An 18,064-nucleotide genomic window follows, 5' to 3' on the forward strand; every position below is an offset into this window, starting at 1 on the left:
ACGACCCCACGATCGAGGACACGTCGTACGCGTTCGCGCTTTCGCGGATCGGCGACCAGAACCTGAACCACGTGCCGACCGGCATCCTGCGGCAGGTCGAGCGGCCCACCTACGACGACCAGGCGCGTGCCCAGGTCACCGAGGCCCAGGCCGCGCGCAAGCCCGACCTGCAGGGCCTGCTGCGCGGCAAGGAAACCTGGACGATGACAGGACGATGACTTTGCCCCGCTTGACTGCGGACCTGAGGACCTGAGGACCTGCGAGGCAGCCTAGTGCGAACTCTTCCAACCCAAACACTAAGAAAACGGCGCAGCCTGAAACTATACTCGAAACAAGAGCGACCCAGTGAACGTTATTAGATCAACGCACCTGTAGGTGCCAAGGACTGTGGCGCATCATACGACCTGCCGATATTCGTGGATCAGTCCACCGAGCCGATCGTGCCGACGAACCCGATTCGGCGCCCGTCATCCGGCCAGAAACTTGCCCAGCCTGGGACCCAACGCAAGGACGTTGCCGAACCCGAACAGGAACGTCAACCCCACGATGACGCCATCAAATCACAGTGACCAACTGTAGGACAGTGTCACGCTCAACCGGAGAACCAACAGCTTTGGCAGACACGAAGTAACTCCTCGCAACCAGCGACCGGAAGATCAACTGGCGATATTCAGGCGACCGGAACGCACCGCAACGCGTTCGAAACCGCCCTAACGAGGACGAACGAGAGACCGCTGACCTGCGAAAACAGAGGAAACGCCTGGTCAGGAGCTGGCTCGATCTTCCCTGACACGGAAGAGGTCACTGGTTCAATCCCAGTATCGCGCACCATCTGTTTTCGCAGGTCAGAAGCCCTGCTCCTCCTCGGAGGGGCGGGGCTTCAGTCGTTCAATGGCGATAGCCGCATGTCACCAAACGTGGGATGAAGGTGCGGGACCACTCCCCCAGCTTGGTCCGCTCATTCGCCGTGAGCGCGACCAGAGACCCGATCCACCGGGTCTCGAGCGCTTGCAGGATCTGACGGCGCATCAGCGGACTCATATTCACGATGCCCTTCATCTTCGGCCCCAGCCCCCGCCCGACGGGCGACCTCGGGGATGCCATCCTCCGCCAGCCAGGTGCTGTTGTGCCGTCCCTCGTAGAAGGTGAAGGTCGGCACGATCGGCTACACCACGTCCGCAGATCGGGTGTGTTCAGCATCACTGCCATCCCAACTCGGGCGCCAATAGCGGTTGCGGAAGTTCGACCGCCGCAACGGTGCGCCCTCTGCGCTGCAGAGCACGAACGGAAAGCAGTGGCTGTCCATCAGCTCTTCGTAGAACGGCTGATGCTCGGCGGCAGCTCCACGCTTCGTGTGCCCGCCGGAGTCTTCGTCCGGATCCTTCGGTGGCGAAGAGCGCAACCGCGTCGGAGTCGTCGAGGTGGTAGGTCACTTCACGGCTTTTGAGTAGGACGTTGAGCGGCACCACCGTCGCGCCGGCTTTAAAGATTCCATTGTAGACGATGGTGAACCAGGGCAGGTTCGGCGACATCACCGCGACGTTGTCGCCGCGGCCGATCCCGCGGGAGGCGAGCAGGTGTGCGACCTGGCCGACGGCCTGATTCACCTCGGCGTAACCTACATGGTCCGGCAAGAAGATCTTCAGGTCAGCATGATGCACGCAGCACTCATCGGAAAGCCGGCCGAAGCAGACTCAATGGTCGACGACTTCGTCTCAGCAGAGAGCTGACACCCCTCGTTTGTTGGCATCGCAGGTGTTGCCACCAGCTCCGCTCCCGTCCGGTGTAGAAAGTCATTGTCTACTTCGGTGGCACTGTCAGGCGAAGCCTCAGGCGACTGCTCAGCGGTCGCTTTCGGTGTTGGCTTCTTCGGCTCGTTCGCGGTTGCGCTGCTGCCGCTCGCGTTCTCGTCGGCTGTAGGTCGCCCGGCGGACGCGGTCCTCGTCCTCAAGGCTCGAGCCCACCGCGCCGGCGACAATTCCCACCGACGTCGCCAGCCATACCAGCTTCAGATAGGAGGCCGGGCCGGCCGGGTGGCCGAGGACCTGCGCGAAGTACGTGCCTTCGACGAACACGATCGACGCCAAAAGCGCCAGCCCGAAAAGAATGACGTACATGCAGGCGACACCGATCGCCAGCGTCAGCGCGGTCGAGACGTTGTACAGCACCGCTTTCCGTCGTTCGAGGTGCCCGGACGGCGAATCCCACAGATGGTTGTGCACCATCAGCCAGCCTGCCATCACCACGATCGCCAGCGCGGTGATCCCCGCCAGCCGAAGCTCCGGAAGGGCTTCCGCGAGCTTCCAGAACGAGGTGGTGACGATGCCGTACGCGGCGGTGGCCGCCGCCGCAGCGGCCGCCCCGGCGAGATTGGGAACCAGCCTCCACGGGCGGTTGTCCCGGACCATTCCGGCGAGCAGCCTCATCCGGCCGCGTAAACCCACCAGGGCCAAATGCTCATCGGCGTCGCCGCGACCGCGAATGTGCCGCGTCGGCGCGACCAGATCCCGTAGCCGGTCAAGGATCCGGCGCGGCGGATCGGCCGCCTTCGCCGAGTGGTGCGCAACCAGATGCCGAACCAGGTGGACGATCTGCCGGGACACCCGGCCGCGCAGCCGCAGGGCACCGAGTGCGGGCAGCGACACCATCGCCACGCCGTGATCGATGTTGTAGTCCGAGGCGATCGGGACCGTACCGGCTCGCCGTGGAAGATCGGTGATCAGCACCAGCAGGTCCCATTCGTGCTCCACCCGCCGCTCCTTCGCCAGGTCCAGCATCGGGATGTTCCCATCCTCGTCGAGCGGCAACGACCGCGTCTCATGCTCGACGCGCCAGGTCGTCTCGTCATCGAGGTCACGGGCCAAACGGGCGGGCAGGCCGTCCGCAACTCGCCCGGCGAGCTGCCGGGGAAATCCGTCGTCGGTCACCAGGCCCACCACAAGGGTCTCCGGCGCGCGCTGAGCAGTCATGCTGGGGACCTTTCCGCGAAGTCACGGTCAAGTTCCCGGGTGCCCGATTCACTCACCTGCAAACGGCTTGGCCGACAATGACCGGGCCACCTGCGGCTTCCTTCTCCGCGGTGCGCTGGATCAGCTTCCGCCAGACGCGCCTCCGCCTCGACGGTGACTGCGACCCCGCTGAGCAGAGTGCCGATCCTCGTCACCGCCTCCACGCTGCGCGACATGTCGACCTGGACCGAAGTGTCGAGTTGAACCTCGCCGTCCGGGAACCGTCGCCTACGCGACCGCGACGTGCTCGAGCGGATGCACCACCACAGCGTCGGCGTCCAAGAGTCTGCCGTTCAACGTCGCAGTGGACTTCGACCACCAGGTCACGTCGGCCGGCTCCAACCTGGAACACCTGAAGGTACTTCCTGTCTTCACTTTCCGATCCGTGTCGCCCTCGACTGGCGGACCGTTGCGTGAAGAGATCGGCACACCCGTCGACGTGCGCTGCGACTGCACTCCAAACGTCGGGCCCGACACCGGCGGATGTGTGTATGCCCAGTTCACCCCGATCTACGACGTGTCCACCCTCAACAACGACACCGCCCAGGTCGCCTGGCACATCCAGTGGGCCCAACGCAACCTCGCCGGCGCGTGGGGCGGGAAAGGATTCGGGCCCGAGCTCACGCGCACCATGGACAGCGCATCGATCACCGCCAACCGGAACGCCAGCACCACAACCTCGGCGATCACCAGACCGCGGACGGCAGGCGGGGTGGCGGTCGGAAGCACGCTGCCGTCCTTCCTCGTTCGCTGGTCCGGTGATCATCATGCCTCAGCGGCGACGGGACGCCGGATGCGCCGGACCGCCCGGCACATCCGGCATCCGCGGTGTTTCATCGTGGTTCGGCCGCGCACGCCAGGTCGTGCTTCGGGCGCTGGCCCGTCAGCAGGAAGGTGGTCGCCGCCGTGTCGGCGCACTCGTTGCCGACGTAGGGGTAGACGCCGTGACCGCCCGCGTCCACGGTGACCATCCGGGCCCGGTCGCCGAACGCGCGCCGCAGCTTCTCGGCGCCCGCCAGCGGTGTCGCCGGGTCGCGCTGGTTCTGCAGCATCAGCACGTTGGACGGCCCCCGGTCACCGACGCGTACCGGTGGGCTGGCGGGCGCTGACCAGAACGCGCAAGGCTGGACGTTGGCACCGGCGGCACCGAACATCGGATGACGGAGCCGGTCGATCGCGACGGTGCGCTGGTAGGTGCGCACCGAACCGGGCCAGCGGGAGTCGTTGCAGATCATGTAGTAGCGGCCGGAGACCAGGTTTTCGATCCCGGGCGGTGCGTCCGGCCCCATCGGCGGGAGCGGCTGGTCCTTGTCGAGCGCCTGCCAGATCTTCGCCACGAGCGGCATTCCCGCGTCATTGAAGAGGAAACCGTAGGTCAGCATCCGGAACGTCGGGCCGTCGATGTCGCGGACCGGGGCCTTGTCCAGCCGCGCGGCGAGGTCGAAGTACTTCGCGGTGACCTGCTCCGGTGTGCTGCCCAGACCGTATTCGGGCTTCGCCGCCGCGAACTTGGCGAAGTCCGGGAACCGGTCGTCGAAGCCCTGGGCGTACAGCCGGTCGTTCGCGTAGTCCCAGCCGTCCGGGCCCACGTTGCTGTCGAGCATGATCCGGTCGCCACGCTGCGGGTACAGCGTGGCGTACACGGCGCCGAGGTGGGTGCCCCACGAGTAACCGGCGAAGGAGATCTTCTTCTCTCCCAGCGCGGCACGGATACTGTCCATGTCCCGCGCGGTGTTCGCCGTGCTGACGTGCGGCAGCATCCACGCCGACTTCGAAGCGGCGCACTGCCGGGCGATGGCCTTCGACTGCTCCGCCCGCGTCGCCACGTCCGCGGCGTCGCGCGCATACGGCGGGACGTTGCCCACCGAGCTCTGTTCCGGCGTCAGGTCACAGGTCACCGGGGTGCTGTGCCCCATCCCGCGCGGGTCGAACCCGATCAGGTCGTAGCTGTCGAGCACGGCCTGCGGCATCTTCGCCGTCCTCAGGTCGGCGGGGAACTTCAGCCCGGCCGACGGACCACCCGGATTGGTGAGCAGCACGCCGCGACGCTGTCCCGGATTCTTGCTCGCCAGGCGGGAGATCGCGATGTCGATCCGCTTGCCGCCAGGTTCGTTGTAGTCGAGTGGAACCTTGATCGTCGAACATTCCAGGCCGGGTGCCGCGGCGTCGGCCGGACACGGCCCCCACTTCACTGTCGCCGGCGATACCTCCGATGCCGCCCCGGCCGGTGTCGCCGCCGCGGCGGCCGCCGCCAAGATGGCGACAGCCAGCGCGATGGACCACGTCTTCCTCATCCGAGCCCCTCTTCCGTTCTGTTGGCGAATCCCCATCCTGTTCACCAGGCGGTGTACGCGCATCGAGCGCGCGAATGGTTCCGTCATAGCCTTTGGTCGGCCAAAAGGACTAGCCGGAAGGACGAGGGCTCGAGCAGGCGGGAGAGCGCCGGACCGGATGGGCCCGGGTGGTCGTGAGTCGTACGTGACCTTCTGACGTCATGTCCTGTTTCAGGACTTCGTGAACGGGTCCTGGCTGGTGAGACGTTGGAAACGTACTGAGCGGTCCGGCGGGCGCCGACGAGTCCGCACCCGCCGCCGCGGCATCGAAGAGATCCAGACACTGGCCGGGCGTGATCTCGGCACTTCGGCCTGGCGAACGGTGACACAGGACCTCATCGACACAACGGAAGGCCCTCTTCGCCGCGCGCCTCGGGTCAGGAAGCGACGGTGTCGATCAGCCGGTTGAACCGCAGGCGCGTGGCACGTTCGACGGCGGAAAGCACACCGGCGACGGTCAGGGCGACGTTCCCCCACGTGGGCAGATCGACCGGCGAGACGAACCTGCCGACGTGTTCGGCGATGGCCGGGACCCGGGTGAGGGCCTCGACACCGTGCATGAGACTGATGACGAGCGCTGTCAGGAGAACAAGCAGGGTCACCGCGCCGACGACCGCGCTTATGCGCGGATTACGCCGCCCGAATCGCGCCCGCAGTCCTTCCTGCGAACGATCGTGCGGGCGTAGCGCGCGTTCCGTGCCGTCCTCGGCGACGTAGTGGACACGTTTCAGCCCGAACGCGCTGGTGGCGACCTCGATGACGCCGCCGGGCACCGGAAACGACGTCGGCAGGTTGGACCGATGGATCTGGACGCCGTCCCGGTACAGCGCGGCGGGGCTCTTCCCGACCGCGTTCTCGTGGTCCTTCTTGCTCTTCGCGTCGGCGAGGTGCCGGACGTCGACCGCGTACACGTGGGTTTCCCCGGTCGGTGTCGGGAGATCCAAGAAAAGCAGTGAACGGGAGAACAGCTGCCAGAGACGGTAGTCGGGGAGGGCGCTCCCGTCCCCGGGCCTGACTTTGCTCAGTTGCCATCGTCGTTTGAGGTTCTTCATGGTCCTTTCTCTTTCTTCTCGATCAAGGCGTTCAGCCGCCGCAGAACGTCCAGCTGGGCCGGGTTGTACAGCTCGATCAGTCCACTGAGGACTGCATGTTTGGTCAGTGCCACCCGCGTCCTCGCGTCAGTCAAGGAAGGTTGCGCCTCGATCTGGTCGCGTGCGACGGGTGCGAGAGCCTCGGCCAGCCGCTGTCGCGTGACTTCGTCGGCGTCGGCCGGTAGTGCGTCGAGCTCCGCTTGCGCCGGATGACGGGGTGCCGCGTGCAACTCGCGCACCGCGTCCATCGTTTCCGCGTCCAGCACCCGCGAGAAGACCATCAGCATCGAACGCTCCACCTCGGAGAGATCGGCGACATCGCCGTCGAAACCGGGCGGCAAGTCGACGAGACTGCGGCGGTCCAGGATCAACGCCAGTTCCTTCCGCATCCGCTCCTGCCGTTCGATGCTCGCCTTCAGCTCGGCGTCCAGCGCGCGCAACGTTCGCTCCGCGTTCCCCTCTGACTCGTCCATCGCCTCGATATCGGAAAGCGGAACCCCCAGCTCGACGAGCCGCCGGATCCGCAGCAGCCGGATCAGATGCGAGATGCGGTACCGCTTGTATCCGTTCGCCCCTCTTTCCGGCTCGGCGAGCAGACCGATCCGGTGGTAATAGCGGACGGTCTTCAAAGTCGTGCCTGCCAGCTCCGCCAGCTCACGTGTGCTCCAAGCCATCCCCCGGAGTGGACACCATGCCCCTGGGGCACAGTCAAGCGAGATCACCGGATGGCGCCCCGGCGAACGTCTTTCTTGACCGTGCCCCGAGGGCACGGTCTCTACTCGAAACGGACAGACGCCCGACGTCCCACCCGAGGGGAAACCATGCTGAGAGCCTTGACCATCGTCGTCGCGGCCACGGCCGCGGTGATGTGCGCGTCACCAGGACTTGCGCAGACCGGCCTGAAGTGGGGCGATTGCCCCGCCGACGTCGCCAAACACGGCTTGCGATGCACGACCATCGACGTTCCGCTCGACTATCGGGACCCGGACGGGCAGCAGATCCAGCTCTCGGTCTCCCGTCTGGCGAGCAAGAACCCGGACAGGCGCCGGGGTGTGCTGCTGACCAACCCCGGTGGGCCGGGCGGCAGCGGCCTCGACTTCCCTGGCGGGCTCGTCGATCTCGAGCTGCCGCAAAGCGTCCTGGACAGCTACGACATCATCGGCTTCGACCCGCGCGGGGTCGGCCGAAGCACCCCGGTCACCTGCGACCTGACGATGGAACAGCAGTACAGGGGCAACATCCCGCCGTACGCACGCAACGCGGCCGACGTACTGACACAGGCCAGGAACGCGAAGGCCGTCGCCGAACAGTGCGCCAGGTCCAAGACGGCGAACCTGCTCCCCTACTTGTCGACCGCGGCCACCGCTCGCGACATGGATCGAATCCGCGAGGCGCTGCACGAGGACAAGCTCTCCTTCCTCGGCTACTCCTACGGCACCCATCTCGGCGCCGTCTACTCCACGCTGTTCCCCGAGCGCAGCGACCGGATCGTGCTCGACAGCAACCTGGTCCCGGGTGGTCTGGACCGGACGGGCAGCCGGTTGTTCGGTCCGGGCATGGAAATGCGATTCCCGGACTTCGCCAAGTTCGCCGCGGCGCGCCCCGAATACAACCTGGGAGCCACTCCCGAAGCGGTGACCGCGAAGTACTTCGACCTCGCCGGCCGCCTGGACCGGACGCCGGTGCAGGGCTACGACGGCAACCTGTTCAGGCTGGCCACCTTCGGCTCCCTCTACCGCGACAGCCGGATGCCCGGCCTGGCCGAAATCTGGAAGGCACTCGACACGAACCAACCGCTACCGCCGTCAGCCTCAGCGGAGGCCCCGCAGACTCTGGAAAACAAGGTGGCCAGCCACCTCTACGTGATTTGCAACGACTCCCGCTGGCCGAAGTCCGTGAGCGGCTACCTCCACGACGTCTCCGTCGACCGCCAGCGCTATCCGATGTTCGGCGCGTCCGGGGCCAACATCCGCCCCTGCGCTTTTTGGCGGTCCGAGCCCGCGGAACCTCCCGTGCGGGTAGGTGACCGGGGCCCGTCGAACGTGCTGCTGGCACAGAACACCCGCGACCCGGCGACGCCGCTGGCCGGTGCCGAACAGATGCGGCGCGCCCTCGGCGACCGAGCCCGCATGGTCACCGCCGATCAGGGAGGCCACGGTGTCTACCTGATCGGCGCGAACAAGTGCGCCAATGACACGGTCACCGCGTTCCTGACCACGGGCGAACGCCCCGAGGCCGATCACACCTGCGTGGCGGAACCGGCCTGACTTCCTCCGGTGCCGGGCCGGTTCGCGCCAGAACCGGCGCGGCGCCCTCCTTCGAGTGCCCGCCGTTCGAGCGAATCGGCCACCTATGACGCGGTGTCACAGAGCAGAAGGACGTTGTCGCTCGCGATGACCGCTTGCGGGCTATATCCCATGTCCACATTGCCGTCTGGTCGGCGAGGCGGGTTGGCGAGTCCGAGGTAGCGGGCCGTGGACAGTGCGGTGAGTGCCCTGACGTTTGGTGCCGGCGGGGGCAACGCGGAAATTGAGGTGTCAGGACAGGCCGAGCATCCCTACCGTCGGCCCCATGCACCATGAATACGCCCTGCTGAACGTCATTGATGTGGAAGCCACCTGCTGGGACGGGCAGCCGCCGCCCGGCTCTGTGAACGAGATCATCGAGATCGGTCTCACCGTCGTGGATGTGCCGGCAGGGCGCCGTGTGTCCCGGCATCGTGTCTTGGTCCGACCTGTCCGGTCGACGGTGAGCGACTTCTGCTCTGAACTGACCGGACTGACGCAAGCTGAGGTGGAGCGGGGCGTCTCCTTCGGCGAGGCATGCCGGATCCTCGTCGAGGAGTATGAGGCTGGGGAGCGCCCCTGGGCGAGTTGGGGCGAGTACGACCGTCGGCAATTCGCGCGGCAGAGTCAAGCTGACGGGGTGGCCTACCCGTTCGGCTATCCGACTGAGCGCACCCACACCAACGCCAAGGCCGTGTTCGCCGCGGCCTACGGGCTGCGCAAGAAACCCGGCATGGATCGCGCTCTGCAGATCGCCGGACTGCCGCTGGAGGGACGCCATCACCGCGGCGAGGACGACGCGTGGAACATCGCCGCACTCGTTCTCGATCTTGTGGGCCGTGGGGCATGGCCGCTTCACTGAGCAGGCTGTGGGCCTGCCCCGTTGTGACGGAGAGGGTGATGTTGCCCCGGTTCTCCGGACCTTCGTGAGCGACGTTGTACGGCGCGCTTCGTGTCCGGGCGTTCAGGTGGTTGTCCAGGGTAGCCGTATCGCTTCGATCTCGGAGTCGCTCAGCAACGCTTCGACCAGCACCTGCGAGCCGACGACCTTGGTGGCCCACAGGTCATAGTCGGTACACAGGCACCAGGAGCGATCCTCAGCCCACAGGTTGGACGGGCTGAAGTCGGTCTCAGGATCGTCGTACAAGATCGCGGCGTCGCCGAGCTTCCCCACGCGCACATGGGGATTCTCGAAGTCGCCGGCCCCGAGCGTCAGCGGGCTGTAATAGGCCAGGCAGCGGGTGGCCGGACCCGCGGGACTATGTTCGGTGAGGATCTCGAGCAGCCGCGTCCAGGTCTCGCGGTCCAGGCTTCCCTCGGTGGGCGGAACGATACCGAGCGGCCAACTGCCCTTCTTCCTGATCGAGGGAAAGCATCGGTACGAGGGCAGCAATCCTTCGGGAACCACAGGGTCGCCGGTACGCCGGGCAAGCTCCGCCCAGCGTAAGCGCCGCCACCCGGAACCGGGGTGCTCGGCACGGCCCAGCCCGCCTCCCGTGGTCACGCTGACCGCGTCGAGGTCGACGCCGCCGATGATGTGGGGCTGGACGCTTCCATCCGCGAGGCGCGCCTGATGGTACTCGTGATGAGTTGTCTCCATCGGCCCTCGTTCGTGCTCGTACATGGCGTTGAGCACCCACGCCGCGTCAGGCATCGCCGGTGGCATGAACCCGGTCAGGCCGTCGCCGCACACCGCCCGTAACCAGTCTGTGGCACCGGCCGGGGCCAGTGGCCACAGCTTCGTCAACGCGGTCGGAAACTCGGACATGCCTGCATGATTCCAGTCAGCAGGCGCAGAGCGTGCCGCGAATACCTCCCGCAACAGCCGCACAGGTCAGCTGGACACTCGGGACGAGCACCTCGTCGAGCAGGATCTGCTCTCCCCTCTCTCTACCGCGATCGAGGACAGCAGCGGTGAACCGTATTCGTCTCGCGGTCCCACAACAGTGACCAGCTGCCGTCGAGTCACGGGGATCCCGCTCCCCCGGCCCGCGCCTCGGCGGCCGTGTACTCGACCCTGATCACGACCGACCGCTCGTTGGGCACGGTGAACTCGCTGTCGGGCACGACTTCCATCCGGCCCGCGACGTTGTGCAGGCGCCTGGTGACGTCGGCGATGCGGCCGGCGATCACCCGCTCGTTCCGCTCCGGGCTGCCGGTCTGGCTCGCCCGGCCAGTGATCCGCACCGGTTTCCGCCCGGAAACGATCAATTCACGTACCGGCGCAGGGATGGACGTCCACCACTCGTTCACCCCCAGAATGCCGTCGTTTCCGGACCTGAACCTGCCCTCGGCGGAATAGAAGATGGTCTTCATCTTCGTGATCTTCGGCAGGATCCGCACCCGGATGTTGACCGCGAAGCTGCACGTGACCGAGGTGGTACCGCTCACCGTCATTCCGACCGCGTGCGAATTGGCCTCGCTCACCGCATAGCTGCCGCCCGTGGTCACCGATCCCCCCACGCCGCCCGGGCTGGCGGCCCCGGTCCCCGATCCGGTGACCGTGGTGGTCGTCGTCCTCGTTCCGGTGTCCGTCGTGGTGGTGGACTGGAGCGCCCGGAAGACGACGCTGACCGTCAGAGTGCCGGAATTCTCGCCGTCTCGTGAAGTGATGGTCGGAACCCCTTCGAGGTACCCGGCGGCACCGATCGTCCCGCCGGGAGTGGTGTTGACGAAAGCCACTCGGCCTTCGGGTGTCACCGTGAAGGGCGCCGAAACCCAGTAGTCGATGGGACCTCCACCGGCGTGGATGTGCCGTTCGTTCGTGCCGTAGACCCGGCCGAGTTCCTGGACGATGCCGTGGTGGTGCCAGTACCAGGGCAGCCGGAGCATCACGGTTCCCGTCGCTCCGGGATCGACTTCGACCGTCTCCGTGGCGTTGCTGAGGAACCAGGCCGGATGACTGACCGAGCGGTTCCCGTCGGCGACGTCGACGGACGCGTTGGCGTTGACCATCACGCTGCTGTCGTTCGTCCCGCCCCAGCCGGCGAAGGTACCTCGCTTGTTGACGTCGCGCTGGACGGGGAGCCCGGGCTTCTTCGCCCCGAGATAGGCGGTGACGGCCTTGTTCCCGGCGAGGCGTTGCAGATTCGCCACGTTCGCCACGCCCGGCAGCACACCGGGCGGGAGCTTGTCTTCCGTGGCCCGGGGACGAGTGCTCCGGTCGCGGGCCGGACCGGACGGCCCGGGTCGTTGCCTGTCGATTTCGCGCTCATTCATGAATGCGACACCTCGCCAACGTGAATTGCCGGAGATCGAACTTCACGCACGTTCCCGCAGAACAGCACACTACCGTCACACTGTCCGGGGCTCGCCGATCTGCCGGGGCGTCACAATGGGCACCATCGGCTTCCCTGTCGGGCAGAGCTCGCACGGCATCGCGGGAACGGAACGCTCGGGCTCGGTCCTCTCGCTGCCGGGCTCCTCGGCGTTCCTCGTGGGTGGTGCGGTGTCGTCCGCGAGGTGACGAGGGTGATCTAGGACACAATGTCCACGGCGTTTGCCCCGAACTGTCCGCGTCGGCAAAGTCAACGATGCTTACATGCACTGTATGAACGGATACGACTGGGCTCCGCCCACGGCTGCGGAAATGGCCGTTTGGGAGGCCAAGGCTGCGGAACTCGAACGTCTGGGCGCCGAACAGGCCGAAGAACGTTTTACCGGTCGTTCGGACAGCGGTCTCGTCGAGGCCGAAGTGGACGGCAACGGACGGCTGACGGACCTCGACGTGAGCCCCGAGGCGCTGCGTCAGGCCTACCCGCAGAACATCGGCCCGGACACGATCGAAGCCATCGCCGCAGCCCGGGCCGCGGCAGGCGCTGCAGGCCGCGAGAAGGCCGAAGGAATCCTCCCGGGGGTGCGCGCGTGAGCCGCAAGCGCAGGCTGGAGAACCTGGTCAGCGAGATCGAGGAGCGGGACGCCGCGCTCACGACGGCGCTCGCGAACGTCAGGGGGCAGACCATCGAGGTCGACATCCCCGACGAGCTCGGCGTCGTCGAGGTCTCCGGTGCCGGCCGGCTGGAACGCATCGAAATCGACCTCGACAACCTCCCCTACACCACGGCCCAGGCGTTGAGCGAGAACCTGCTGGAGGCGATCGTCGCCGCCGAAGAGCACGCGCAGGAACTCAGGCAGCAGGCCCTCACCGCCTCACGCCCCCGCTGATCACCGAACGGAGAACGACTTTGGCTCGAATCGAAGGCACCGGTTACTACGTCGTACCGGACGCCCTCCGCAAGAACACCGAGGCGTGGGTGACCACTGGGGACGCCTGGCGGGAGTTCGTCAACCTCGGCGGCGACTATGCGGCCATGGCCCCCTCCGACATGGGGCTGCTCGGCATGAAGACCGGTTTCCCCACGGACTACAACGCCGCCCGCGAGACCATCCTCAAGACCGCCCGCGTCGGGATCGAGCAGATCGACGAGGTCCGCGACAACCTGGACAAGGTCGCCAAGGAGTACGAGAACCGCGACGCCGAGTACTACGAGAAGTTCGGATACATGGGCGGCGACGACGATGCTGCGGACAGTCGCTTCTAGCTCCCGGCACACACCCGAAACTTAAGGAACAGAACAGAGCATGGCGACACGCCAGAAGGCCGAGTGGCCTGAGAACGCGGCCAACAAGGTCCAGCAGAAGGCCGAAGAGCACGAGCACAAGGGTGCGCTCGACACCTTGTTCATGATCCGGGATCTCCTGTTCGGCAACGCCGACCGGATGGAGGAACTGGCCGTGTGGTGGGGCCAGGCCTGGTACATGGTCGACTCGGAGACCGCGATCGACGACTCGCGCAACAACCTCGCCGCGTACTGGCAGGGCGGCGGGTACGACTCGTACAACACCTACGCGATCAATGCCACCAAGCGCATCTCCCGCAACGAAGGTGTGTTCAACGAGATCGCCGGCACGATGGAGAGCTGCATCGACATCGTCTACGAGACCTACGGCGACGCGATCGCCTTCATCAGCGAGTGCGCCAACCAGATCGCCGAGGCTACGGCGAACTTCCTCGAAGACCTCATCAACCCCTTCGGTGAGGCTGCGAACGTCATCCGCCTGCTCAACGGTTTCGTCCAGAACGTCAGCGATCTGATCGAGGCCTCCGTCCGCAAGATGGGCGACCTGCGCCAGATGGGCGTGTTCCTCGCCCGGCAGGCGAACGACTTCAGTGACGTCAAGGAGATGGCCGAGGCGGCCGGGAACCCCGAGCTCTGGGGGGTCAAGCCGGTGCCGAAGGAACCCGCGGCCGCGCAGTGACGGACGAACCGGCGAAGGAGCCCGACGGCGAACGCCTGCTCGAGAACCCGTGGGATCCGGAGACACTCGCCGCCAAGCGCAAGAAGGCGGGCAAGCCGAAGGCCAGGATCAAGGGGGCGGACAAGCGCGCCGAGGAGGATCCTGAGTTCCGGATCAAGTTCGGGAAGGCCTGGTAGCGGCCCCGACGGGGGTCCACATAGGACTAAAGTGTCCTATGTGGACCCCTTCACGACACGCTTCGCGCGAAGGACCTCAGCCGGTGGACGGGATGCGGACCGTCGGCTGCGCGACCAGCGTTTTCAGTGAACCAAAGGCTGCTCATCCCCCGGCGTCGAGCCAGCGCGCGGTTTGCGGGATCAGCGCCAACAGGAGCGTCGCGGCCGCCGCGACCAGGACCACCGCGAACGGCCAGCCGGAGCCGATGCGCGGGGTGAATCCGCTGTACGAGACAGCGAAACGCGAGCCTATCCACGGCACGAGCAGGACCAGGCCGGCGAATCCGAAGGCGATCGCCGCTCCGACCGCGGTGAGTACCCGTCCAGGGCGTTTGCGCTGGAGCAGCAGGATCCCACCACTCGCCAGCAGCGCTGTGGCGAATAGATCGGTCACCGCGGCGATCCCCAGGAAAACGGGAACAGCGACGGAGAGTTCGATGTCGGGGGCGATGACTCCGACGGCGAGCAAAATAAGGGAATAAGCGAACTCGACGGTGCGGAGCGCGGCAGCTGCCAGGAAACCGAGACCACCGAGAATCGCCAGAACCCCGGTAGCGATCCCGGTCGCGCCCTTCGGCTGCGACGTCGCAGCGGGCAACGGATGGTGCTCGAGTGTCATCGCGTGCTTGCCGTAGGTGGGGTGCCCGTGCCTGGTGATCAAGGTGCAGCGAGCCGGTCGACAGTCGTCAGCAGGCCCTGACGATGACCGAGTGCGCCTTGCTGCCGAGGTCGAGGATCTTCACGTTCCGGTTACCGGCAGGCACGCGAACCTCATAGGTGCCGGGATTGACCGGATATCCGAGGTAGCTGCCCGCCGGAGCGGCCGCGGTGCCCGCGATCATCGAGCCGTCGGTGCGGTGGATCGTCGTGGAGACCGAGCTACCGCAGTTGTTCGAGATGTAGATCTTGCCCTGGGTCGCGGCCGAGGCGGAGCCTGTGCCGAGGACCGAGACGGCCAGCCCTGTGGTGGCCAGAACGGCAAGAACGCGCCGGGAAGTCGTCATGGTGGCTTTCTCCAGTGTCTGATCGGGGTCGCCACAAGCTACCGGCAGGCGTGTTCCCATGCTGTCGGTCGAACAGACCACAACGCACGAGTCAATCGGTGACGTCAGTCTCGCTGGCGACCTCGCGCGCCGACGCGGCGTCTGCGGGCATAACAGCACGACCGGCCATTCAGCTGTCGGCTGATCGGACCACCCGCCTGGCGATCTCCGCGTCCAACGGGCTCATCTCCTCGCTCACCGGTTCCGATGGCGGCCACCAACGAAAGTCCAGCGCTTCACTGTTGACGGTCAGTCGAGGCGCGGCCTGGAGCCGAGTCCGATATACGGCCAGGAGTTCCCGACGCTCCGGCTTCGTGAGATCGAACTCGGCCACGGCGGCGAACGACAGGTCCACGCCGTGGATGCCGGTCTCTTCACCCAACTCCCGCACCGCGGCCTCGCGCGGGCACTCACCCGGCTCCCGCGTCCCTCCCGGAAGCTCCCACTGCCTCCGCCAGCTGTCGAACATCATCAGGACCGCCCCCGCATGGATGGCGACAACCAACGACGCGGGCACGCCCACGTGCTCGGCCAGTCGCCCCATCTCCTCTTCCGCGACAAGACGGAAATCGACCAAGACGTTGCCGGCACGATCGCGGATCGGAAGGTCAGCCACGACTCCATTCCACCGCACTACCGACAGGCCTTCCACCGGTTCAGCTCGTCGCCGTGCGGCAAAGAGCGACGAGGCCCCTAAGGCTGTCCCCGTTCCCAGGGCGCGGTCCCCGCTGTGACCCGTGGCCCGCTCAGTCCGAGGGTCGCGGCCGTACCGAGGACGGCGGCACCTAAAGCCACGAAGATCCCGGACGGCAGATCCGTCACGCCGCTCCCCAGCGCGACAGTACTGATCACCGCCGTGCCGAGCGCGGAGCCCAGCTGCGGCGCGGTGTTGAGCAGACCGGACGCGATACCGCGGTCCGTCTCCCCCACCACGGCGGTCCCGGCGTTCGTCGCCGCCACCGATGCCGCGCCGAGACCGGTGCCCGAGATCGCGAGCGACACCGCGAAGCCCGCTGTCGAGCCGGTGTGCAGCGCGACCAGCCCGATCACCAGCGCCGCGGCGACGACACCGAAGGCCCCGAAGGCGACCCATCGGCCGCTGAGCCGGTCCAGCAGCCGGGTGCCCAGCCAGCTTCCGCCCACGACGCCGATACTGAAGGGGGCGAACAGGAATCCGGTGGTCCCGGCCGACAAGCCTTGCTGCTGCTGAAAGAACACCGTTCCCAGCACACTGGCCGGGGTGGTGGCGAAGGTCAGCGCGAACGCCACCACGAGCGCGGCGTCGAAGCGCGGCGTGCCGACCAGACGCGCCGGGACCAGCGGTTCGGCGGTCCGCCGCTCCACCACGACGAAGACCGCAAGCAAGGCGACAGCGCCCACGAGAGCGACCACCCGAACGGTTCCGGTCGCCGCGCTGACACCGTAGATCGCGGCGAGCAACCCGCCGGTCACCAGCATGGCGCCCGGCAGGTCCAGCGAACCACGTTCGGCGCGTTCGGTACGCGCGGGCAGCAGGGAACGCGCGAACAGCAACACCGCCAGGCAGATCGGCACGTTGAGCAGGAAGATCGAGCGCCAGCCCGCGTAGTGCACCAGCAATCCGCCGAAAAGGAACCCGGCCGCTCCCCCGGCCGCCGCCGTGGCCGTCCACCAGCCGACCGCGACCACCCGCTCCCGGCCCTCGGCGGTCAAGGACAACACCAGGGCGAACGCCGCCGGGACGACGAACGCGGCGGCCAGCCCCTGGACCGCGCGAGCGGTGATCAGCACCTCGATCCCGGGCGCCAGGCCACCCGCGAGGCTCGCGGCCAGAAACGCGGCCATTCCCCAGACGAACGTCCTCCGGTGCCCGTAGCGGTCCGCGACCCGCCCCGCCGAGACCAGGAAACCCCCGAACAACAACGCGTAGCCGCTGACCACCCATTGCGTGGAGGCCTCCGCGCCGGGGAACCGGCGGCCGATCTCCGGCAGGCCGATCACCGCGATCGTCACCCCGAGCACGTCCACGAACTGAGCCGCACACAGCAGCAGGACCGCCGCCCGCTCGCGCATCACATCACCCCATCACGCTGTCCATCCTGCGATCCCGCAGCCGATCCCGCCACTCACGCCGGACGTAGGGCAGGCCGTTGAGGTGCACCACCGGCACACTCCCGTCGCCGGACACCGTCGCTCCCAACGCGATCCGGCGGGGGCCGGCGTGCGGGCCCCACGGCGGCGCGCCGGGGTCGAACCGTTGGGCGGCGGCGGAGACACCGGGCGGTGGCGTCTACTCGGCGAGGTTGAACAGAGTCGGCCGTTCTTCATCGAATACGACGTCGCTCGCGCCGGTCGCGTAAAGGGATGGCAACGCGCTTATGCGGACGCGGCGCATGACTGTGCACCTGGCCGGGTGTCATATCTGGAGATCGGCGGCGATGAGTCCGACGTTCAGCAGTGGGTGGGCGAGCTTGATGTGCCGCTGCGCTTCATTGGTGGTGAGTCACGCCTAGCGGCCGTAGGGATCGTCACCGCCCGAGGCGAGATCGTGATGCGCTGACGCGGCTGCGTTAGGACAGGAGCACGTTGGTCACGAGTCGCCCTGGGACGCGTGCCCGGGACGGCGGTCACCGCCCCGGGCACCGCGATCGGGTCATTCCGCCGCCATGCGCTCCCTGAGGCTTCGGGGGCGCATGTCCGTCCAGACCTCGTCCACGTGGTCCATGCATTCCTGCCGGGTGCCGGTCTTGCCGTCGGGACGCCAGCCTTCGGGAATCTCTTTTCCCTCCGGCCACAGGGAGTACTGCTCTTCGTCGTTGACCAGGACCTGGAACGTCGTGTTGTCGTCCAT

At 66.9% G+C, this 18,064-nt stretch carries 22 protein-coding genes and 1 pseudogene; 10 read left to right on the top strand and 13 right to left on the bottom strand.

Features of this window, described 5'->3' with window-relative positions:
• Positions 1 to 218 (top strand): annotated as a pseudogene (locus DMC61_RS27530) (2-oxoacid:ferredoxin oxidoreductase subunit beta); the annotation flags it as partial.
• A 981-nt stretch (positions 219 to 1,199) separates the two neighbouring features.
• Here DMC61_RS27530 and DMC61_RS27540 read toward each other — a convergent pair.
• The 6 genes from DMC61_RS27540 to DMC61_RS27570 all read right to left on the bottom strand — a co-directional run bounded on the left by DMC61_RS27540 (position 1,200) and on the right by DMC61_RS27570 (position 7,106).
• Positions 1,200 to 1,661: an AMP-binding protein gene (locus DMC61_RS27540; RefSeq protein WP_125692472.1), complete on the bottom strand. Its 462-nt coding sequence runs from the start codon at positions 1,659 to 1,661 to the stop codon at positions 1,200 to 1,202.
• 180 nt (positions 1,662 to 1,841) lie between these two features.
• Entirely contained in the window at positions 1,842 to 2,969 is a 1,128-nt protein-coding gene (locus DMC61_RS27545) for a hypothetical protein (protein WP_125692474.1), read from the bottom strand.
• Positions 2,970 to 3,518: 549 nt separating this feature from the next.
• Positions 3,519 to 3,737: a hypothetical protein gene (locus DMC61_RS27550; RefSeq protein ID WP_125692476.1), complete on the bottom strand. Its 219-nt coding sequence runs from the start codon at positions 3,735 to 3,737 to the stop codon at positions 3,519 to 3,521.
• A gap of 104 nt (positions 3,738 to 3,841) precedes the next feature.
• The gene (locus tag DMC61_RS27555) at positions 3,842 to 5,302 is read right to left on the bottom strand and encodes an alpha/beta hydrolase (protein ID WP_125692477.1); all 1,461 of its coding nucleotides are present in this window, start codon (positions 5,300 to 5,302) and stop codon (positions 3,842 to 3,844) included.
• Between the two features lie 416 nt (positions 5,303 to 5,718).
• Complete coding sequence (locus DMC61_RS27565; RefSeq protein ID WP_233594967.1) at positions 5,719 to 6,285, bottom strand: hypothetical protein; 567 nt, start codon at positions 6,283 to 6,285, stop codon at positions 5,719 to 5,721.
• Positions 6,286 to 6,389: 104 nt separating this feature from the next.
• Positions 6,390 to 7,106 carry a MerR family transcriptional regulator gene (locus tag DMC61_RS27570; protein WP_125692481.1) on the bottom strand — a complete coding sequence of 239 codons (717 nt, stop codon included), beginning with the start codon at positions 7,104 to 7,106 and terminating at the stop codon, positions 6,390 to 6,392.
• A 147-nt stretch (positions 7,107 to 7,253) separates the two neighbouring features.
• Here DMC61_RS27570 and DMC61_RS27575 point away from each other — a divergent pair, with 147 nt between their 5' ends.
• Positions 7,254 to 8,699: an alpha/beta hydrolase gene (locus tag DMC61_RS27575; RefSeq protein WP_125692483.1), complete on the top strand. Its 1,446-nt coding sequence runs from the start codon at positions 7,254 to 7,256 to the stop codon at positions 8,697 to 8,699.
• Positions 8,700 to 9,003: 304 nt separating this feature from the next.
• The gene (locus tag DMC61_RS27580) at positions 9,004 to 9,579 is read left to right on the top strand and encodes a 3'-5' exonuclease (protein ID WP_125692485.1); all 576 of its coding nucleotides are present in this window, start codon (positions 9,004 to 9,006) and stop codon (positions 9,577 to 9,579) included.
• A gap of 102 nt (positions 9,580 to 9,681) precedes the next feature.
• On the opposite strand, the gene DMC61_RS27585 is transcribed toward DMC61_RS27580, so the two are convergent.
• Together DMC61_RS27585 and DMC61_RS27590 are read right to left on the bottom strand one after the other, a co-directional pair.
• Complete coding sequence (locus DMC61_RS27585) at positions 9,682 to 10,485, bottom strand: hypothetical protein (RefSeq protein WP_125692487.1); 804 nt, start codon at positions 10,483 to 10,485, stop codon at positions 9,682 to 9,684.
• 197 nt (positions 10,486 to 10,682) lie between these two features.
• The gene (locus tag DMC61_RS27590; RefSeq protein ID WP_125692489.1) at positions 10,683 to 11,936 is read right to left on the bottom strand and encodes a hypothetical protein; all 1,254 of its coding nucleotides are present in this window, start codon (positions 11,934 to 11,936) and stop codon (positions 10,683 to 10,685) included.
• 115 nt (positions 11,937 to 12,051) lie between these two features.
• Here DMC61_RS27590 and DMC61_RS41970 point away from each other — a divergent pair, with 115 nt between their 5' ends.
• From DMC61_RS41970 to DMC61_RS27615, 6 genes are all read left to right on the top strand, one after another.
• On the top strand, positions 12,052 to 12,183 hold the full coding sequence (locus tag DMC61_RS41970) for a hypothetical protein (RefSeq protein ID WP_255431637.1): 132 nt from the start codon (positions 12,052 to 12,054) through the stop codon (positions 12,181 to 12,183).
• A gap of 84 nt (positions 12,184 to 12,267) precedes the next feature.
• On the top strand, positions 12,268 to 12,585 hold the full coding sequence (locus DMC61_RS27595) for a YbaB/EbfC family nucleoid-associated protein (protein WP_125692491.1): 318 nt from the start codon (positions 12,268 to 12,270) through the stop codon (positions 12,583 to 12,585).
• On the top strand, positions 12,582 to 12,881 hold the full coding sequence (locus tag DMC61_RS27600) for a hypothetical protein (RefSeq protein WP_125692493.1): 300 nt from the start codon (positions 12,582 to 12,584) through the stop codon (positions 12,879 to 12,881). The genes DMC61_RS27595 and DMC61_RS27600 overlap by 4 nt, the downstream gene beginning before the upstream one ends.
• Before the next feature lie 20 nt (positions 12,882 to 12,901).
• Positions 12,902 to 13,258, top strand: coding sequence for a hypothetical protein (locus DMC61_RS27605; protein ID WP_125692495.1), 357 nt, complete (start codon positions 12,902 to 12,904; stop codon positions 13,256 to 13,258).
• 40 nt (positions 13,259 to 13,298) lie between these two features.
• Positions 13,299 to 13,976 (top strand): hypothetical protein, encoded by a 678-nt coding sequence (locus tag DMC61_RS27610; protein WP_125692497.1) that lies wholly within the window; start codon positions 13,299 to 13,301, stop codon positions 13,974 to 13,976.
• Positions 13,973 to 14,152, top strand: coding sequence for a hypothetical protein (locus DMC61_RS27615; RefSeq protein ID WP_016334999.1), 180 nt, complete (start codon positions 13,973 to 13,975; stop codon positions 14,150 to 14,152). Before DMC61_RS27610 ends, DMC61_RS27615 begins: the two co-directional genes overlap by 4 nt.
• Before the next feature lie 142 nt (positions 14,153 to 14,294).
• Here the strand turns inward: DMC61_RS27615 and DMC61_RS27620 are convergent, their stop codons facing one another.
• The 4 genes from DMC61_RS27620 to DMC61_RS27635 form a co-directional block, all read right to left on the bottom strand.
• Positions 14,295 to 14,810, bottom strand: coding sequence for a hypothetical protein (locus DMC61_RS27620; protein ID WP_233594968.1), 516 nt, complete (start codon positions 14,808 to 14,810; stop codon positions 14,295 to 14,297).
• A 67-nt stretch (positions 14,811 to 14,877) separates the two neighbouring features.
• On the bottom strand, positions 14,878 to 15,195 hold the full coding sequence (locus tag DMC61_RS27625) for a hypothetical protein (protein WP_125692500.1): 318 nt from the start codon (positions 15,193 to 15,195) through the stop codon (positions 14,878 to 14,880).
• Positions 15,196 to 15,364: 169 nt separating this feature from the next.
• Positions 15,365 to 15,850 (bottom strand): NUDIX hydrolase, encoded by a 486-nt coding sequence (locus DMC61_RS27630; protein ID WP_125692502.1) that lies wholly within the window; start codon positions 15,848 to 15,850, stop codon positions 15,365 to 15,367.
• A gap of 77 nt (positions 15,851 to 15,927) precedes the next feature.
• Positions 15,928 to 17,286 (bottom strand): MFS transporter, encoded by a 1,359-nt coding sequence (locus DMC61_RS27635; protein WP_125692504.1) that lies wholly within the window; start codon positions 17,284 to 17,286, stop codon positions 15,928 to 15,930.
• A 340-nt stretch (positions 17,287 to 17,626) separates the two neighbouring features.
• Between DMC61_RS27635 and DMC61_RS41230 the strand changes: the two genes are divergently transcribed.
• A complete protein-coding gene (locus DMC61_RS41230; RefSeq protein WP_158634141.1) occupies positions 17,627 to 17,773 on the top strand; it encodes a hypothetical protein in 147 nt (48 codons plus the stop codon).
• 93 nt (positions 17,774 to 17,866) lie between these two features.
• Here the strand turns inward: DMC61_RS41230 and DMC61_RS27640 are convergent, their stop codons facing one another.
• Positions 17,867 to 18,064 carry an MbtH family NRPS accessory protein gene (locus DMC61_RS27640; protein ID WP_125692506.1) on the bottom strand — a complete coding sequence of 66 codons (198 nt, stop codon included), beginning with the start codon at positions 18,062 to 18,064 and terminating at the stop codon, positions 17,867 to 17,869.

It is taken from the genome of Amycolatopsis sp. WAC 04169 (assembly GCF_003947535.1).
In the GTDB taxonomy this organism is placed as follows: Bacteria; Actinomycetota; Actinomycetes; order Mycobacteriales; family Pseudonocardiaceae; genus Amycolatopsis; species Amycolatopsis keratiniphila.

Excerpts from the sequence above, each read along its gene's own strand:
- DMC61_RS27545 (WP_125692474.1), bottom strand. The coding sequence starts at position 2,969 with ATGACTGCTCAGCGCGCGCCGGAGACCCTTGTGGTGGGCCTGGTGACC.
- DMC61_RS27555 (WP_125692477.1), bottom strand. The coding sequence starts at position 5,302 with ATGAGGAAGACGTGGTCCATCGCGCTGGCTGTCGCCATCTTGGCGGCG.
- DMC61_RS27570 (WP_125692481.1), bottom strand. The coding sequence starts at position 7,106 with ATGGCTTGGAGCACACGTGAGCTGGCGGAGCTGGCAGGCACGACTTTG.
- DMC61_RS27575 (WP_125692483.1), top strand. The coding sequence starts at position 7,254 with ATGCTGAGAGCCTTGACCATCGTCGTCGCGGCCACGGCCGCGGTGATG.
- DMC61_RS27580 (WP_125692485.1), top strand. The coding sequence starts at position 9,004 with ATGCACCATGAATACGCCCTGCTGAACGTCATTGATGTGGAAGCCACC.
- DMC61_RS27585 (WP_125692487.1), bottom strand. The coding sequence starts at position 10,485 with ATGTCCGAGTTTCCGACCGCGTTGACGAAGCTGTGGCCACTGGCCCCG.
- DMC61_RS27590 (WP_125692489.1), bottom strand. The coding sequence starts at position 11,936 with ATGAATGAGCGCGAAATCGACAGGCAACGACCCGGGCCGTCCGGTCCG.
- DMC61_RS41970 (WP_255431637.1), top strand. The coding sequence starts at position 12,052 with ATGGGCACCATCGGCTTCCCTGTCGGGCAGAGCTCGCACGGCATCGCG.
- DMC61_RS27595 (WP_125692491.1), top strand. The coding sequence starts at position 12,268 with ATGAACGGATACGACTGGGCTCCGCCCACGGCTGCGGAAATGGCCGTT.
- DMC61_RS27610 (WP_125692497.1), top strand. The coding sequence starts at position 13,299 with ATGGCGACACGCCAGAAGGCCGAGTGGCCTGAGAACGCGGCCAACAAG.
- DMC61_RS27620 (WP_233594968.1), bottom strand. The coding sequence starts at position 14,810 with ATGACACTCGAGCACCATCCGTTGCCCGCTGCGACGTCGCAGCCGAAG.
- DMC61_RS27625 (WP_125692500.1), bottom strand. The coding sequence starts at position 15,195 with ATGACGACTTCCCGGCGCGTTCTTGCCGTTCTGGCCACCACAGGGCTG.
- DMC61_RS27635 (WP_125692504.1), bottom strand. The coding sequence starts at position 17,286 with ATGCGCGAGCGGGCGGCGGTCCTGCTGCTGTGTGCGGCTCAGTTCGTG.
- DMC61_RS27640 (WP_125692506.1), bottom strand. The coding sequence starts at position 18,064 with ATGGACGACAACACGACGTTCCAGGTCCTGGTCAACGACGAAGAGCAG.